At 69.3% G+C, this 16,994-nt stretch carries 13 protein-coding genes; 3 read left to right on the forward strand and 10 right to left on the reverse strand.

Annotated features, from left to right (window positions below):
• Window positions 1–41: 41 nt before the first annotated feature.
• Complete coding sequence (locus tag OZ403_RS28325; RefSeq protein ID WP_140794463.1) at window positions 42–1,952, reverse strand: alpha-amylase family glycosyl hydrolase; 1,911 nt, start codon at window positions 1,950–1,952, stop codon at window positions 42–44.
• Between the two features lie 246 nt (window positions 1,953–2,198).
• On the opposite strand from OZ403_RS28325, the gene OZ403_RS28330 reads away from it, so the two are divergent.
• Window positions 2,199–3,809, forward strand: a complete 1,611-nt coding sequence (locus tag OZ403_RS28330) for a bifunctional metallophosphatase/5'-nucleotidase (RefSeq protein WP_140799538.1) — start codon at window positions 2,199–2,201, stop codon at window positions 3,807–3,809.
• Window positions 3,810–3,824: 15 nt separating this feature from the next.
• Here the strand turns inward: OZ403_RS28330 and OZ403_RS28335 are convergent, their stop codons facing one another.
• The 5 genes from OZ403_RS28335 to OZ403_RS28355 form a co-directional block, all read right to left on the reverse strand.
• Entirely contained in the window at window positions 3,825–4,601 is a 777-nt protein-coding gene (locus OZ403_RS28335) for a YdcF family protein (protein ID WP_268782240.1), read from the reverse strand.
• 8 nt (window positions 4,602–4,609) lie between these two features.
• Window positions 4,610–5,455: an NAD(+)/NADH kinase gene (locus tag OZ403_RS28340; RefSeq protein ID WP_140794466.1), complete on the reverse strand. Its 846-nt coding sequence runs from the start codon at window positions 5,453–5,455 to the stop codon at window positions 4,610–4,612.
• Window positions 5,456–5,530: 75 nt separating this feature from the next.
• Complete coding sequence (locus tag OZ403_RS28345; RefSeq protein WP_268782241.1) at window positions 5,531–6,988, reverse strand: sigma-54-dependent transcriptional regulator; 1,458 nt, start codon at window positions 6,986–6,988, stop codon at window positions 5,531–5,533.
• Window positions 6,985–8,568, reverse strand: coding sequence for an ATP-binding protein (locus OZ403_RS28350; protein ID WP_140794468.1), 1,584 nt, complete (start codon window positions 8,566–8,568; stop codon window positions 6,985–6,987). Before OZ403_RS28350 ends, OZ403_RS28345 begins: the two co-directional genes overlap by 4 nt.
• 169 nt (window positions 8,569–8,737) lie before the next feature.
• Window positions 8,738–9,673: a diguanylate cyclase gene (locus OZ403_RS28355; RefSeq protein ID WP_237077484.1), complete on the reverse strand. Its 936-nt coding sequence runs from the start codon at window positions 9,671–9,673 to the stop codon at window positions 8,738–8,740.
• 131 nt (window positions 9,674–9,804) lie between these two features.
• On the opposite strand from OZ403_RS28355, the gene OZ403_RS28360 reads away from it, so the two are divergent.
• Window positions 9,805–10,596, forward strand: a complete 792-nt coding sequence (locus OZ403_RS28360) for a glycosyltransferase family 2 protein (protein WP_140794470.1) — start codon at window positions 9,805–9,807, stop codon at window positions 10,594–10,596.
• Between the two features lie 7 nt (window positions 10,597–10,603).
• Entirely contained in the window at window positions 10,604–11,452 is an 849-nt protein-coding gene (locus OZ403_RS28365; RefSeq protein WP_268782242.1) for a ChbG/HpnK family deacetylase, read from the forward strand.
• Here OZ403_RS28365 and OZ403_RS28370 read toward each other — a convergent pair.
• The 4 genes from OZ403_RS28370 to fadI form a co-directional block, all read right to left on the reverse strand.
• Entirely contained in the window at window positions 11,425–12,093 is a 669-nt protein-coding gene (locus OZ403_RS28370; protein ID WP_140794472.1) for a class I SAM-dependent methyltransferase, read from the reverse strand. The genes OZ403_RS28365 and OZ403_RS28370 overlap by 28 nt on opposite strands.
• A complete protein-coding gene (locus OZ403_RS28375) occupies window positions 12,090–13,223 on the reverse strand; it encodes a mannosyltransferase family protein (protein ID WP_268782243.1) in 1,134 nt (377 codons plus the stop codon). Before OZ403_RS28375 ends, OZ403_RS28370 begins: the two co-directional genes overlap by 4 nt.
• Before the next feature lie 92 nt (window positions 13,224–13,315).
• Window positions 13,316–15,556, reverse strand: a complete 2,241-nt coding sequence (fadJ, locus tag OZ403_RS28380; RefSeq protein WP_140799542.1) for a fatty acid oxidation complex subunit alpha FadJ — start codon at window positions 15,554–15,556, stop codon at window positions 13,316–13,318.
• On the reverse strand, window positions 15,556–16,857 hold the full coding sequence (fadI, locus tag OZ403_RS28385; protein WP_140794475.1) for an acetyl-CoA C-acyltransferase FadI: 1,302 nt from the start codon (window positions 16,855–16,857) through the stop codon (window positions 15,556–15,558). Before fadI ends, fadJ begins: the two co-directional genes overlap by 1 nt.
• Between the last annotated feature and the right edge of the window lie 137 nt (window positions 16,858–16,994).

The following is a 16,994-nucleotide window of genomic DNA, read 5'->3' on the forward strand; positions in this document are numbered from 1 at the left end:
GCCCGGGAGATTCCACCCCGGGCGCCCGGTGCCGTCAGGCGCTACTGCGAGAAGATGACCAGCGAGTAGGGACCGATGGCGAACGACGCGTTGTGCGACAGGCCGTCCTTCGCGCCACTGTAGGCCACGGTGTCAATCGACGCCGTGTTGCCGAAGTCGCCCGAGTACCCGTTCCAGTCGCTGTTGAAGCGCGAGTACCACATGCCCCCGCGCGGGAAGCCGATGTTGTAGCTGGGGAAGTACGTGCCGCTGAAGTTGGCGACGATGACGACGTCATCCCCGGGCCCGCCGCTCTCCCAGCGGTGGTACGCAATCACCTTGCCGCTGTTGTTGACGTGGTGGACGTTGACGTTGCCGCCGCGCAGGCCGCGCGTGTTGTTGAACCAGTTTCGGCGCAGGCGGATGAGGTCGCGGTACAGCGTCCGGATGCCGCCGTAGGTGCTGTTCTTGCCCCAGTCCACCGGGTCCGTGTCCTGGAAGTAGCCGTCCTCGAGGAACTCCTGGCCCTGGAAGATCATCGGGATGCCGGGCGAGGTGAAGACGACGCCCGCCGCCAGCGTGGAGCGCTTCTTGGCGGCCCAGCTGCCCGCGTTGCCCGGCCAGATCTCCTCCGGGACGCGCGCCTTGCCGTTGGCCACTTCATCGTGGCTCTCCGAGTAGATGACGCGCGCGGTGTGCCGCCCGCTGTAGCGCTGGGTGATGGCGTTCTTCACCGAGTTCATGTCACGGCCGCTGTCGTTCGACGCGATGACCGCCGCGCGGATGGCGTGCACGAAGTCGCCGCCCCACTGCGAGTCGAAGTCCGCGCCGCCCGCGGTGTCGGACGAGGAGGCGTTGGTGATGGAGTCACCGCCGCCGAAGTCCTCGGCGATGCTGATCTTCCAGGGCTGCGTGGAGTTGATTTCCCGGTTGATGGAGCGGAACACGCGCCACGCGTCGGGGATGGCGGTGGCGTCGCTGCCATTCTGCGTGCGCATGTACTTGGTGGCGTCCCAGCGCAGGCCGTCGCCACGGAAGTTGTGAAGCAGGTTCATCATCGAGTCGCGGATGTACGCGCGAACCTCGGGGCGGCCGTAGTCCGGACGCGTGTCACCCCACGGCGTGCTCTTGCGCGAGTCGTTGTAGAAGTACTCGCCGCCCGAGCCCAGGCAGTCGCCGCTGTAGCACCACATGGGCAGGTCGCTGGGGCCGTAGTGGTTGTGCACCACGTCGAAGATGACGCCGATGCCGCGCATGTGCGCCTCATCCACGAAGCGCTTCATGTCGTTGGGGTGGCCGTAGGCGCTCTCGGGCGCGAACGGGAAGGCCGCGTTGTAGCCCCAGGAGAAGTCACCGGCGAACTCGTACGCGGGCATGACCTTGACCATGTTCGCGCCCAGGTCGCGGACGTGGTCGAGCCTGGCGATCGCGCTGTTCCAATTGCCGGGGCCCCAGCCGGGCGAGTCATTGAACGTGCCGACGTGCAGTTCGTAGATGATCATCTCGTTGAAGGCCGGTGTGCTGAACTGCTGCGCGTTCCACCAGTACTCGCCGTGGTCGTAGATGATGCTGGAGCCAGTGGAGTTCTCCTGCCACGCCGAGCGGGGGTCCGCCCGCCACGCGTCGCTGCCCCACTGGTTGCGGGTGATGAACTTGTACTTCTGGCCCTTCACGGCGCCGGCCACGTCGCCGGAGAAGTTGCCGTTGAACTCGTTGCCCAGCTCAATCCAGGTGCCCCAGCCGTTGAAATCGCCGGAGACGAACACCCGGCTCGCCAGCGGCGCCCAGGTACGGAACGTGGTGCCACCCGCATAGACGGTGGCGCCCATGCCGGGCCGCGTGGACGAACTGAGCTGCTGGCTGATGACCGCCGTCTCTTCCGTGGAACCTTGCTGCTCTTCGAGCGCGGACTCCCCACAGCCGGCAATCACACCGGCCAGCAGGAGCGCACTCCACCTGTTGCTGTGCCTCATGGATGACAACCTCCCTTGGTCAGGGAGCGTCCTAGCAACCGGCGTAAATCCCGCGCAAACGGCTCTGCACGGAATCTGTAATTTTCCACCATGACGGGCTGCATCAAATGTTTCAGCCAGCACACCTGCTCCTCCCCTGTGCGACACGGCGTGTGATGTCCCCGGCGCTCGCCATCGACGCCTGAGTGCGATACGCCCCACACGTTGCGCCCCACCCAGGGAGCGCGCTGGGGAGAGCGACGCACGATGACGAAGAAGACAGCGCTGGCCCGACGTGAGGCCCTGCTCGCGTTGGCCGCGGTCCTTGCCAGCGGATGCGCCACGAGCGCCCCCTCCCCCACGCCAGCACCGCCTTCCGGCACGGTGCGCCTGACGCTCCTTCACCTGGCGGACGTCTACCAGGTCCAGGCCGTCGAGGAAGGAAGGGGGGGCATGGCCCGCGCCGCCACGCTGCGCAAGCAGGTGCTTCGCGAGAGCCCCCACGTCCTGACGCTGATGGGGGGCGACACGCTGTCTCCGTCCGTGGAGTCGTTGGTGGAGGTGGACGGAGAGGCGCTCAAGGGCCGGCACATGGTGGCCGCGTGGAATGCGTTCGGCCTGGACTACGCGGTGCTGGGCAACCACGAGTTCGACTTCGGCGACGACGTGCTGCGTGAGCGCATCCGCGAGTCCCGCTTCACGTGGCTCGGGGCCAACGTGCAGGACGCGAAGTCCGGGGGCCTCTTCGCGGGGGTCCAGGCCTCCGCGGTGCGGGAGTTGGGCGGCATCAAGCTCGGCCTCTTCGGCGTGGTGCTCCAGGAGACGAAGGGCACCACGAAGGCCGGCAAGGACACGCGCTTCGGGGACGTCTGCGAGGCGGCCCGGGGCGAGGTGGCGAAGCTGCGCGAGGCCGGCGCCCAGGTGGTGGTGGCCCTCACCCACCTGACGGCGGACCAGGACCGGGCGCTCACCCGCTGCGTCAAGGTGGACGCGGTGCTCGGGGGGCATGACCACGAGGCGCTGGAGGACCGCAGCACGGGCACGCCCATCTTCAAGGTGGCGGCGGACGCGGTGGACCTGGGCCGGCTCACGCTGGACGTGGACGCGGCGACGGCCACGGTGCGCCAGGTGACGTGGCAGACGCTGCCAGTGACGCGGCAGGTGCCGGAGGACGCGGCCTTCAACGCGGCCATGCAGCCCTATGCCGCGCTGTTCAACCGGCTGTCCGAGCACGTGGGCCGCACCCCGGTGGCCCTGGAAGCGCGGGCCGCGCTGGTGCGCACCCAGGAGACGAACCTGGGCTCGTTCGTCGCGGATGCGTTCCGCGCGGCGGCCAGGGCGGACGTGGCGCTGGTCAACGCCGGGGCGCTGCGCGCGGACGCGGTGCTGCCCGCGGGTGGTGTCACCCGGCGGGATTTGCACGCCATCCTGCCGTACGCGGATGAGCTGGTGGTGCTGGAGGTGAAGGGGGACACGCTGCGCGCGGCGCTGGAGAACGGCGTCAGCCTCAGCCGCGAGGACTCACGGCCGGGCCGCTTTCCGCAGGTGTCCGGGATGGAGTTCACCTTCGATTCGGACCGGCCCGCCGGACAGCGGGTGCTGGGCGTGAAGGTGGGCGGCAGGCCGCTGGACAAGGCAGCCACGTACCGGCTGGCGACGCTGAGCTTCCTCGCCAGCGGCAAGGACGGCTACGACATGCTGCGGAACCAGCCATCCACGCCGGCCAGGGTGACGGGTAACTCGCCCCTGGACGTGCTGGCGGAGGCGTTCCGCACCGGCACGCCGTTGCCGCATGCCCAGGCGGATGGCCGTATCTCCCGGCTCGGCACTGGCGCCCTGGCTCCCGACGCGCGTCAGCCGCCCGCGCCGCTGAAGTAGGACGGGGCGCGGCGCTCAAGGCGCCGTCCAGCCTCGCACGCGATACACCGCACGCCCCGCCAGCTCGCGCAGGGCGTCGGTGCTCAGGTTGAGGGCCCCAGACCTCGGCAGCCAGCTCATGCGCCGCAGCGGCGTGTTCGACGCCCGCGAGTCCACCGGCAACAGGTCAGGACGCAGCCCCACCGCCGCGAAGCAACCCGCGGCGCGCGGCATGTGCGCGGCGCTCGTCACCAGCAGCAGGGACTTCCACCCTCGCTCCTGGATGATGCGCGCGGACTCCACCGCGTTCTCCCGTGTATTACGGCTGCGCCCCTCCGTGACGATGCGCTCCTCCGGAATCCCCCACTGCTGGAGCTGCCGGAGCAGCACGTCCGCCTCCACCACCGCCTCGGGCCTCGGGTCCAGCGAACCGCCGGAGAGGAGCACCTGCCGAGCCCGGCCTTCGCGCAGCAGCTCGAAGCCCCGCAGCACCCGCTCCGCCGCCGCGTTGTACTCCGGCACGCCGGTGCGCTCCGTGGCGGCCGGATCCAACCCGCCCCCCAGGACGATGACGGCGTCATACGTGGCCCCCGGCTGGAAGGACCGCACCGCCCCCGCCTCCGTCGCCCGCATCAGCCCCATGGCCACCGGCTCGATGGAGAAGGCGTACAGCACCACTCCGCCCAGCACACTCAGCACCTGCGACAGCCGCTCACGTCGCCGCCGCAGCCCCCAGGCCACCAGCCACAGCAGCAGCGCCCAGGAGAGCGGCGCCAGCAGCAGGTCCAGCACCTTCGACAGGAACAGGAACACGGCGCCCTTCAGCGCTCGCCCCAGTGGAGCTTCTGCCGGAGGATGGAGAAGTAGGCCACCTTCGGGTTGCGCACCAGGTTCACCCGGTTGGGCGAGCGCACCACCTCGATGCAGTCCCCACCCTGGAGCCCGTGGCCCGTCTGCCCGTCGATGGTCAGGTACGTGTCCGCCGTCTCACTGCGCAGCGTCACCCGGATGGTCCGGTCCGCCGGCACGACGATGGAGCGCTGGGTCAGCGCATGGGAACAGATGGGCGACAGCACCGTGCAGTCCACCGACGGGTGGACGATGGGCCCCCCCGCCGACAGCGAGTACGCCGTGGAGCCGGTGGGCGTGGCCAGGATGACGCCGTCCGACTTGTAGGTGGTGATGGACACCCCGTCGATGGACGTCTCGTGGTCGGCGATGCGCGCCAGCGCGCCCTTGTTGATGACCACGTCGTTGAGGACCTCGTCCTCGATGAGCACCTTGCCCCCGCGCAGCAGGCGGCAGGTGAGCTTCATCCGGGAGTCCACCTGGAAGCGCCCCGCGAGCACCTGCTCCAGCATGGGGTACAGCTCTTCCACCGGGACTTCCGTCATGAAGCCCAGGCTGCCCAGGTTGACGCCCAGAATCGGAACCCCGCGGCCGCCGAGCAGGCGCGCCGCGTAGATGAGCGTGCCGTCACCGCCCAGCACCACCATCAGGTCCGCCCGGGTCACCAGCTCCCGGTCATCCACCCGCGGCCAGCCCAGCTCATGGGCCAGCGTGCGGTCCGCCAGCACCGACAGGTGGGGGTACCGCTCACGGATTTGAGCCGCGAGCGCTACCGCCTCGGGCTTGTCCCTCTTCGCGACGATTGCAAGGGTCTGCACGCAACCCCATCTTCTAGTCCAGGAGGGCCCCGGGCGCGCATGGGAAATGCCCGGGTGCCCGCCGGCTGACACACGTCAGGACGCCGCTTCCAGCGCCTCGCCGTCGTCCTGGGAGGACACGCGGGGCTTCATGGACCGGCCAGCCACCTCGTACTGCTTGAGCAGACGGCGGAAGTTGGAGCGGTCCACGCCCGCCGCGCGCGCGGCGCTGGAGACGTTCTGGTTGTTCTTCTCCAGCAGGGCGGACAGGTAGCGGCGCTCGAAGGCACGCATCGCCAGGCGCTTGGCCTGGGCGTACGGCAGGTGTGCCAGGCTGAACACCTCCACCGTGGAGTCCGGCTGCGGCGCGGACTGGAAGCCCGGCGGCAGGTCCTCCACGTCGATGACCTCGTTGCCCGTCAGCACCACCGCGCGCTCGATGACGTTCTCCAGCTCACGCACGTTGCCCGTCCACCGGTTGCAGGTGAGGGCTTCCATGGCGCGCGGGGAGATGCCCGTCACCTTCTTGTCCGCCTTGGAGGCGTAGAGCTTGAGGAAGTGGTGCGCCAGCAGCGGCACGTCCTCCGGTCGGTCGCGCAGCGGCGGCAGGTCGATGGTGATGACGTTGAGGCGGTAGAAGAGGTCCTCGCGGAACTTGCCCTGCTCCTTGGCGCGGGACAGGTCCACGTGGGTGGCGGCGATGACGCGCACGTCCACCTTCACCGGCTCATTGGCGCCCACGCGCTTGACCTCGCCCTCCTGGAGCACGCGCAGCAGGCGGACCTGGGTGGCCGGGGGCACGTCGCCAATTTCGTCCAGGAAGATGGTGCCGCCGTCGGCCGCCTCGAAGAGGCCCTTCTTGTTGCCGGTGGCGCCGGTGAAGCTGCCCTTCACGTGACCGAAGAGCTCGCTCTCCAGCAGCGTCTCCGTCAGCGCCGAACAGTTGACCGCCACGAAGGGCTTGTCCTTGCGCGCGCTGCGGTAGTGGATGGCGCGGGCCACCAGCTCCTTGCCGGTGCCGCTCTCCCCCTGGATGAGCACCGTGGCGGTGGAGTGGCTCACCGTCTCCACCAGCTTGAAAACGGAGCGCATCTGCGTGGACTGGCCGATGAGGTCCTCGAACTGGCTGCGGACCGTGAGGGCCTCCTCCAGCGCGCGGGTGCGGTCCTTGAGCGCCTTGCGCTCGGCCGCCTTGGCCACCGTGAGGCTGACCTCGTCGATGTTCTCGAAGGGCTTGGTGAGGTAGTCGTACGCGCCCGCCTTCACCGCCTCCACCGCCGTCTCCACGGTGGCGAAGGCCGTCATCATGATGACCTCCACGTCCGGGCGGTCGGCCTTGATGCCGCGCAGCAGGTCCATGCCGGACAGGTTGGGCATCTTGATGTCGAGGACGACCACGTCGATGGTCGGATCCTTCGCGGCCGCCAGGCCCTCCACCGCGTCGTCAATGGCCACCACCGGGTGGCCCTCGCGCTGGAGAATCTGCGTCACGGCCTTGAGGACGACGGAGTCGTCATCCACGACGAGGACTTTGGCGCGCTTGACTTGGTTCACGGCAACCTCTCGAGCTGCAGGGGGATGGGCAGAAAAACGGTGAAGCAGGAGCCTTCGCCGACCTGGGTGTCCACGTGGAAGCTGCCCCCGTGGTCCTGGACGATGCGGTAGGCAATGGAGAGCCCCAGGCCGGTGCCTTCACCCGGGGCCTTGGTGGTGAACGACGGCTCGAAGATGCGAGGCAGGTGCTTCTCCTCGATACCCGTGCCGGTGTCCGTCACCGCGAAGAAGCAGCGGTCGCCTTCGCGACCCGTCACCAGCTTCAGCTTGCCCTCACGCGTGGGCAGCGACTGGAGACCGTTCTGCAGCAGGTTGAGCACCACCTGCGCGAGCTGACCGGGGTCGCCGTACACCTTGGGCAGGCCGTCCGCGAGCCCCAGCGACAGCTCCACCGTGGGCATGGACTTGAGCTGCGCGCGGAACAGCACCGCCGCGTCCTCCACGCACTTGGACAAGTCGAAGGGCCGCCGGTCCTCCACGCGGCTGTGGCGGCTGAACTTGAGCAGGCTCTCCACGATGCGCTTGCAGCGCAGCGCGCTCTCCTCGATGAGGCCCAGCGACTCCAAATCCGCGTCGCTGCGGCCCGCGTCGCGCGACATCAACTGCGCGAAGGCGAGGATGCCGCCCAGCGGGTTGTTGATTTCGTGCGCCACCCCGCCGGCGAGCTGCCCCACCGCGGCCATCTTCTCCGTCTCGATGAGCCGCCGCGTCATCGACTGCTCCTCGGTGACGTCCCGGTAGGTGCAGACGACGCGCTCGTCCCCCGCCATGGGGTAGGCGGCCACCACGAAGGTGCGCCCGCCCTGGCGGACCTCACCCCGCGCGCCCTTGCCGCTCTCCACCGCCGCCGGCAGCGGACAGCCCGTGCACGGCTCGTTGCGGCCGAAGAGGTAGCGGTAGCACGTGGTGTCGGAGGGAATCTCCTCGATGGAGCGCCCCGCCACGTCCGCGTACGCGAGGTTCGCCCGCCGCACCGCGAAGTCCCGCGCGCGCACCACGCACAGCGGCGTCTCCATGCAGTCGAAGGACAGCTCCCACTCGCGCTTGGCCTGGCTCAGCATGCGCGTGCGCTGGGCAACGCGCTCCTCCAGGTCCGCGTTGAGCAGCTTCAGCTCCGCGTTCTGCGCCTGCGTCACCGTGTAGAGCCGCTCGTTCTCCGCCTGGAGCGCGTACTGCTCGAAGGCGCTCTTCACCGTCAGCACCAGGTGGCTGTCGTTCCAGGGCTTGGAGATGAAGCGGAAGATCTCCGACCGGTTGATGGCCTCTTCGATGGCCTGCTGGTCCGCCTGACCCGTCAGCATGATGCGCTGGGCCCGCGGCTCCTGCTGCTTCACCCGGGTAAGGAAATCGACGCCATTCATCCCCGGCATGCGGAAATCGGAGATGACCACCTCGGGGTGGAATGCCTCCACCGCCCGCAGGCCCTGCTCGGCGTCCGTCGCCGTCTCGATGTCCCAATCGCCGCGGCGCAGCACCCGGCGGATGGACTTGAGGATGTTCTCCTCGTCATCCACCAGGAGCAGCCGCCCGCGTGGCGATTCGGCCTGCTGACCGTGGACATATGCGGCTTGAGAACCCATGAATTGTTTCCGCCCCTAGACAAATGCAATGGCCCTGCCAGCAGAAACTCCCTGCCCAACAGTCTGGAATCACGGGCCTTGACATTTCCGTGGCGTGAAAAAACGCCGGGTCCAATTAGACCCATCCCCACCAAATGGGTCAATACAGACCCCGGGTCTTTGACCCGGGCTAGGTTCCGAGCGGACCGACCGGGAGCTGGGGATGTAGGCAGATGCGATCCCTGCCGTCCCGTTTGGCCTGGTAGAGGGCCTCGTCGGCCGTCAGGAGCAGCTGCTCCGGGGTGAGGACGGTGCGGTGGGGGAAGCTGGAAACCCCCAATGAGGCGGTGACTTGCAGGCTGTCCTCCACCTCCAGCCGCAGGGCGCGCAGCTCGCGGCGGACGCGCTCGGCGACGGTGAGCGCCCCGGTGAGGTGGGTGCGGGGCAGCAGCACCGCGAACTCCTCCCCGCCGTAGCGGGCCACCAGGTCCGTCTCGCGCACGCCCCGGGTGAGCGCGGCGGCCACCTCGCGCAGCACGCCGTCGCCCGCGGAGTGGCCGTACTTGTCGTTGATTTCCTTGAAGTAATCCAAGTCCAGCAGGATGAGCGACAGGGCGTCGTCGTAACGCTGGGCGCGGCGGAACTCCTCCCTCAGCCGCTCCTGGAAATGCCGGTGGTTGTGGACGCCCGTGAGGCCGTCCGTCGACGACAGCCGCTGAAGCTCGCTCACCTGGGTGGCGAGCGCCTCCATCCGGGCCTTCGCGGCCAGGGCGCGATGCACCCGGGCTACCAGTTCATCCGGCGCCCATGGGTCCAAGATGACCTCAGCGCCGCGGCGCAAGGCCTCCAGCCAGAGGGCCCTGGGTTCGGGTGGGGCCAGGAGCACCACGGGGGGACCCACCGGGCCTTCCGCGGGTATCAGGCGCTCGAGCAACCCCACGCTGGCCTGGGCGTCCTCGCCCGGACAGAGCACCACCAGCGATACCTCCCGCGCCAACCTCGGCACCTCCGGGCCGTGGGCGGTGATTCGGAGGGCGAAATCCTCCGGGCCCAGCGCACGGGCCAACCGAGGCAACGTCGACTGCGAGTCGTCCACTACCAGCAGGGTGAAGGGCCTGGAGTTCACAGTGTCCCCGCAAAATGGTGATTTCACGGTAGCATAGGCGTGCGACGGCGCGCGACCCCTACCATTGGATAAAAGCCGGATTCTCTGCTAGCGAGCCGCCAACTTCGCAGGTCCGCCCGCCGAGGTCGCTCGTGGCCCAATACCCAAGCATCAGCCTGTTCTTCCCCGCATGGAACGAAGAGGACTACGTCGAGCGTGCCGTCAGCCGGGCGCTGGAGGTCCTCCCGGCACTGACGGACGACTTCGAAATCATCGTCGTCAACGACGCGTCCACGGACCGCACCCGTGAGGTCTGTGAGGCGCTGGCCCTGAAGGTTCCCCAGCTGCGGGTCATCCATCACCCCGTGAATCTGAAGCTGGGTGGCGCCATGCGCACCGGGCTGGCGGCCTCGACGAAGGACATCGTCGTGTACTCCGATGTGGACCTGCCCTGGGACATGCGCGAGCTGGAGCGGGCGCTGCACCTGATGTCGTACCTGGAGGCGGACATGATTTGCGCCTTCCGGTTCGACCGCACGAGCGAGGGCCCCAAGCGCATCGTCTACTCGTTCGTCTACAACATGCTCATCCGGTCGCTGTTCGACATCCAGATAAAGGACGTCAACTTCAGCTTCAAGGTGATGCACCGCCGCGTGCTGGAGGCCATGGAGCTGCACAGCCAGGGCTCGTTCATCGACGCGGAGCTCGTGGTGAAGGCCATCCGCCAGGGCTTCCGTGTGTTCCAGATGGGCGTGGACTACTTCCCGCGGACGCGCGGCGTGTCCACGCTGGCCTCGCCCTCCGTCATCACGAAGATGGTGCGGGAGCTGGTGAAGCTCTATCCGAAGATGCGCGCGCCGCAGCCTCCGGTGCACCCGGTGCGCCTGCCGCCTTCCGTGCAGCAGCTCCACGCCGTGCCGCCGGGCCGCACGGCGCGAGGCTGAGCCCCGCATGACGCGCCCCCTCACGCGCCTGGTGGTGAACGCGGACGACCTGGGGCTCCATGCCTCGCTGGACGCGGGCATCCTCCGCGCGCACCGCGATGGCATCGTCACCAGCGCCACGCTGCTGGCCACGGGCCCCACCGCGCCCGAGGCCGCCGCCCGCGCGAAGGAAGCACGGCTCGCGGTGGGCCTCCACCTGGCGCTCTCCACGCGGCTGCCTCCCGCGGCGCCCGCCCACGAGGTGCCCACGGTGGCACCGGAGGGCCGGCTGCGAGGCAGCTGGGCCGACTTCGCCCGCGCCTGGCTCACCGGACAGGTGCGCCGGGACGAGCTGGCGCGCGAGCTCTCCGCGCAGCTTCAGCGAGCCCGCGCCCTGGGCGTGACGGTGGACCACCTGGACGGGCACCAGCACCTGCACCTGCTGCCCGGTGTACGCCCCCTGGTGGAGTCCCTGGCCGCGCGCGAAGGGCTGCCCCTGCGCTGGCCGGACGCCCTCCCCCGCCCTCGCTGGCTGAAGGCGCCGGGCCCCGCGCTGAAGGCCACGGTGCTGGCCATGCTCGCGCGCGCCGCGCCTGCGGCCCCCAAGGGCGTGCGCCGGGTGAGCGCGGGCGGCGTCTTCGAAGCGGGGATGCTGGACGAGGCCGCCCTGCTCGCGGTGGTGGACGCGCTGCCCACGGGCGACTTCGAGCTGGGCTGTCACCCGGGTGAAGGCACGCCGCACGTCCCCGAGGACCCGGCGTGGCGCTACGGCTGGCAGGCGGAGCTGGCCGCCCTCACCAGCCCGCGCGTGAAGGCGCGGCTGCACGAGCGCGGCATCGAGCTTCACAGCTACGGAACGCTGTTCTCCGCCACGTAGAGGACGTGCGGCGTGGTGTAGCCCTGGCCCAGGTCCACCACCTCCTGCACCGCGAAGCCCGCGTCCTTCAGGTAGCGCGTCATCTCGGCTCGCGGCTTCAGCGCCATGCCGCCGCTGGCCTTCGTGCGGCCCAGCAGCGACACCATCACCCATTCCTGCGCCAGCGCCTTGCGGTGCTTCCAGGAGCCGTCTCCTTCCACCTCCTTGAGCAGCAGCCGCCCGCCGGGCTGAAGCAGGCCACGCACCGTGGAGAGGAAGCCGGGCCACTTCGCCTCCGGCAGCAGGTACAGCACGTCGCACACCACCGCCGCGTCGAAGCGCCCGGAAGCGCCTCGGGCCAGTGTCTCCTCAACGGTGCCTTCCTCGATGCGCACGTTGGGCTGGCCCGCGAGCGCCCGCCGTGCCCAGGCCACCTTTCGCGAGTCCGGGTCCACGCCGTGCACGGCGCGGCTCGGGTCCGCCAGGGCCAGCAGCGCGGACAGCAGCCCATGCCCGCAGCCGATGTCCGCCACGGCGCCCGCGGGCGTGCGCGCGGCCATGGCCAGCAGCGGCGCGGAGAAGGCCCGCGCGTGGACGTGGAAGCGCTCGGCGACGGGCAGCCCGTCGTAGCGAAGGAGGGCCTGTTCGAGGAGGTCGCTCATGAGACGTAGTAGTCCGCGCCAAAGGCCCACGAGAGGACGAGCAGCGACGCGGCGCCCACCGCCAGCGCCCCGCGCAGCAGCAAGGGCCGCTCGCGCAGCAACATCGCCGCGGTGAGGAAGACGGGGAAGGCGGACAGCAGGTAGCGCCCCATGCCCATGAAGTCCTTGGTGGACCACGCGGGCAACCCGACGATGGCCAGCACGTAGACGGCGTAGCCCCACCCCAGCAGCTTGCGCGTGGGCCACACCAGCGCCAGCGCCAGCAGCGTGAAGAAGGCGTGCGCGGCCAGCCGGAAGGCCTCGCGCTTGTCCTGCGGCGCCAGCACGACGCGCTCGAACCAGCTCACCTTCAGCCACGTGTGCCAGCCCGGAATCTGCTCCCAGCCGGGCGAGCCCTGCACCTTCACGAAGGCCACCGGGTCACCGAACTGGTGCCACAGGAAGAGCATGTATGCGCCGAAGCCCAGGCCCGACAGCACCGGCAGGAAGTCCACCGCGCTCCACTTCTCGCCTCGCGCGTGCTTCCACTCCAGGCGGCGCACCAGCAGGCCCAGCACCACCGCGGGCGCCACCGGCCGGGCCGCGGTGGCCACCGCCGCGACGAGGACGGCGGGCCCCAGGTGCCCGCGCTCCAGCAGCAGGAAGGCCGCCACCACCAGGAGGACGAACAGCGCGTCCGAATACATGGCGCCGTAGAAGTAGAGCGTGAAGGGGTAGCAGGCCATCAGCAGCCCGGCCTTCAGCGCCGTGTCCTCGTCCGTCAGCTTGCGCGCCCAGACGGTGAAGAGCATCAACGCCAGCGGGCCGCACAGCAGCGTGATGAGCACGCCGGACTGGTACACATTGGGGCCCAGCGACTCCACCGCGCGGATGAGCAGCGGGTACACCGGGAAGAACGCCACCGAGCTCTGCTGGCCCGGGACGAACTGGTAGCCCTCCTGGGCAATCCGCATGTACCAGTTGGAATCCCAGGCCACCCAGCCCATGGTGAAGTACTCGTCGAGCCGGACGACGGGGTTGTTGGGGTCCTTGTGGAAGAAGCGCCAGGCCCCGGCGGTGGCGGCGGCGCCACAGGCCACGACGGCCGACAGGACGACGAGGACGAAGGTGCGGGACGCGGAGCGTGCCATGTGGCCCGGGAGGCTCGGGCCAGAGACGGCCTCCGGTCAAGCCCGGGAGTCCCTGATACGCGAGTCTCCCGGGAGGCAACCACCGGAACGGCTCAGCGCGGGTAGAACGTCTTGCCCGCCTTCACCATCTCCACCAGGTGCGGCGCGGGGGCGAAACGCTCCCCGAGCTTGTCGTGGTAGTGCTCCAGCTTGCGCAGCACCTCGGCGGGGCCGCGGCTGTCCACGTAGTGGAAGGGGCCACCGAGGAAGGGCGGGAAGCCCAGGCCGAAGATGGCGCCCACGTCGCCGTCACGCGCGCTGCGGAGGATGCCCTCGCCCAGGCAGCGGATGGCCTCGTTGACCATCTGCAGCACCACGCGCTCCGCCATCTCCGCGCGGTCGAAGGAGCGGCGCTCCGTGCCGTGCGGCAACAGGGCGTAGATGGAGCTGTCCACCTCCGTCTTCTTCCCGTCCTCGTACAGGTAGAAGCCCTTCTGCGTCTTGCGGCCCAGGCGGCCGTCGGCCACCACCTTCTCCAGGGCCTTGGGCGCCGCCATGCGCTTGCCGAAGGCGGCCTCCATGAGGGGGCCCACCTTCTGCGCCACGTCGATGCCCACCTCGTCCAGGAGGGTAATCGGGCCCACGGGGAAGCCGAACTCGACCAGCGCCCTGTCCAGCTCCGCGATGTCCGCGCCTTCCGCCAGCAGGTACGCCGCCTCGTTCATGTACGGGGCGAGGATGCGCGAGGTGTAGAAGCCCGGCCCGTCGTTGACGACAATGACGGTCTTGCCCTGCTTGCGCCCCACCTCCACGCAGGTGGCCGTCACCCAGTCCGCGGTGCCCGCGTGGGTGATGACCTCCAGCAGCGGCATCTTGTGGACCGGGCTGAAGTAATGCATGCCAATGACTTGCGCCGGCCGGCGGCTGCCCTTGGCCAGCTCCGTAATCGGGATGCTGGAGGTGTTGGACGCGAAGATGGTCTGGTCGCCGGTGACGGCCTCCACCTCCGCGATGATGCGGTGCTTGAGCTTGAGGTCCTCGAACACCGCCTCGATGACCAGGTCCGCGGACTTGAAGCCGCTGTAGTCCGTGCCCGCCGTCACCAGGGCCGACTTCGCCGTGGCCTCGCGGCGCGTGAGCGAGCGCCGCTTCACGCGCTCGTCCAGGATGGACTGCACCTGCTTCATGGCCCGGCCCACGCCCGCGTCGTCCTTGTCCTTCACGCGCACGGGCACGCCCTGGAGCACGCTGGTGACATAGGCGATGCCGCCGCCCATCAGCCCGCCGCCCAGCACCGCCACCTTCTTCACCTCGCGCGGCTTCGCGTCGGGGTTGGAGGTGCCGTTCTCCTTCTTCAGCGCCGTGGTGGCGAAGAAGATTTCCACCAGCCGCTTGGAGACGTCCGACACCACCAGCTCGCCAAAGGCCTTCGCTTCCGCTTCCTGGCCCGCCTTGTGCCCGGACTCCAGGCCCACGCGCACGACCTGGAGCGCCTTCTCTGGCGCGGGGAACTTGCCGCGCGTCTTCTTCAGGAGCTGCTTGCGCGCCTGGTCGAAGAGGACCTTGCGGCCCAGCGGGTTGTCCTCCAGCGCCACCTCCGCCCACAGCTCCTTGTTGGCCAGGCCCTGGATGAAGCCCGCCAGCCCCTTCGCCTTGCCGTTCGCGGCCACGCCCTTGAAGCCCTGGCCGTGACGGCGGTCCACCTTCAGCGTGCCCGCGGCCAGCTCCTTCGCGCGCCGCACGGCGATGGCGCGGAGGATGGGCGCCGGCACCACTTCATCCACTACGCCCAGCTTCTTCGCCTTCGCGGGCTTGAGGCTCTTGCCGGTGAGGATGAGGTCCAGCGCCGCCTGCACGCCAATGAGCGCCGGCAGCCGCTGGGTGCCGCCCGCGCCCGGAATCAGGCCCAGTTGCACCTCCGGCAGCCCCAGCGACGTCTTCGGGCTGTCGGTGGCGATGCGGTAGTCACACGCCAACGCCCACTCCAGGCCGCCGCCCAGACATGCGCCGTGGATGGCCGCGACGACGGGCTTGGGGAAGGCGGCCAGTTTGTCGAAGCCCTCCTGCCCGTTGCGGCTGATGGCGGTGGCCTCCTCCGCCGTCTTGATGGTCTGCAGGAAGTCGATTTTCGCCCCGGCGACGAACGAGTCCCTCTTGCCGGACGTGAAGACGACGGCCTTCACCTCGGGCTCGCGCTCCGCGCGCATCATGACGCGCAGGAAGGCCTCGCCCGTCTCCGGCGACAGCGTGTTCACCGGCGAGTCCGGCAGGTCGAAGGTGATGACGGCGACGCCGTCCTCCACCTGGTACGAGAAGCCCTGCTTCACCTCGAGCTCTTCCGCCTTGGTGGCCATCACGCACGCTCCAGGATGACGACTGCGCCCAGGCCGCCCGCCGCGCAGACGGTGCACATCGCCGTGTTCTTGTTCCGACGCTTCAGCTCATTGAGGGCCTGGGTGACGATGCGCGCCCCCGTGGCCCCGAAGGGATGACCAATGGCGATGGAGCCACCCGTCACGTTCAGCCGCTCCCGGTCGATTTCGCCCACCGGCGCGCTCCAGCCCGCCTTCTTCGCGAAGGCCTGGGACGCCAGCGCCTGGATGTTGCTGGCCACCTGCGCGGCGAAGGCCTCGTGCATCTCCACCAGGTCGATGTCCGCCAGCGTCATGCCCGCGCGCTTGAGCGCCGTGGGCACCGCGTAGGCCGGGCCCTGGAGCAACTGGTCGCCCGGGTCCGTGGCCGCGTAGGCATGGCTGCGCAGGAAGCCCAGCGGCTCGTAGCCCAGCGCGCGCGCCTTCTCCTCGCTCATCAGCAGCAGCGCCGCGGCGCCGTCCGTCAGCGGCGACGCGTTGCCCGCCGTAATCGTGCCGTACTTGCGGTCGAACGCCGGCTTGAGCTGCCCCAGCGCCTCCATGCTGGAGTCCTCACGGACGATGTTGTCGCGCTCCGCCGTCTTGTCGAACTTCGGCGGCACGACGACGTGCATGACCTCGTTGTCGAACAGGCCGTCCTTCCACGCCTTGGCCGCGTTGCGGTGCGAGTTGAAGGCGATGCGGTCCTGCTCCTCGCGGGAGATGCCGTTCTCCTTGGCCATCTTCTCCGCGCTCTCCCCCATCGTCATGCCGGTGGAGTACTCGGCGATGGCCGGGGGCACCGGCAGCAAATCCTTGGCCTTGAGGCGCTGGAAGGGCTTGAGCTTGTCCGGCAGCGAGCGCCCCTTGGACGCCGCCACCAGCGCGTGGGCCAGCGGCCGGCTGGTGAAGATGGGAGCGTCCGACATGGATTCGGTGCCACCCGCGATGATGACGTCCGCCTCCCCCGTGGCAATCGCGTTGGCCGCCGTCGTCATCGCCTGGATGGACGTGGCGCACGCGCGCGACACCGTGAAGGCATCAACCCTCTTCGGCAGCCCCGCCGCGATGACGACCTCGCGAGCAATGGACGGGGCCGTCAACGTGGGGATGACCTGGCCGAACACCACCTGGTCGATGACGTTCGGGTCCAGGTCCGTCTTCTGAACCAGTTCCTGGACCACCAGGCGGCCCAAATCCAGCGCCGTCAGCCCCGAGAAGACGGAGCCCGCCTTGACGAACGGGGTCCGCAGGCCGCGGACGATGGCCACCCTTCGGGGGCCGTTGCGCTTCTCGCTTGCCATGTGTGCCTCACCTCCAGTGAAGTCGGGAGGTGGGCATCTAACGAGCGGCGATGCGCCGCGTCAATCGTCCGTTGATTCAAAAATCAATCGGTGGACACTCCCCCCGGGGCGGCTGGCCGTCCCGGGGGAAGACGACC

Source organism: Myxococcus sp. NMCA1 (assembly GCF_026810205.1).
Lineage (GTDB): Bacteria > Myxococcota > Myxococcia > Myxococcales > Myxococcaceae > Myxococcus > Myxococcus xanthus_A.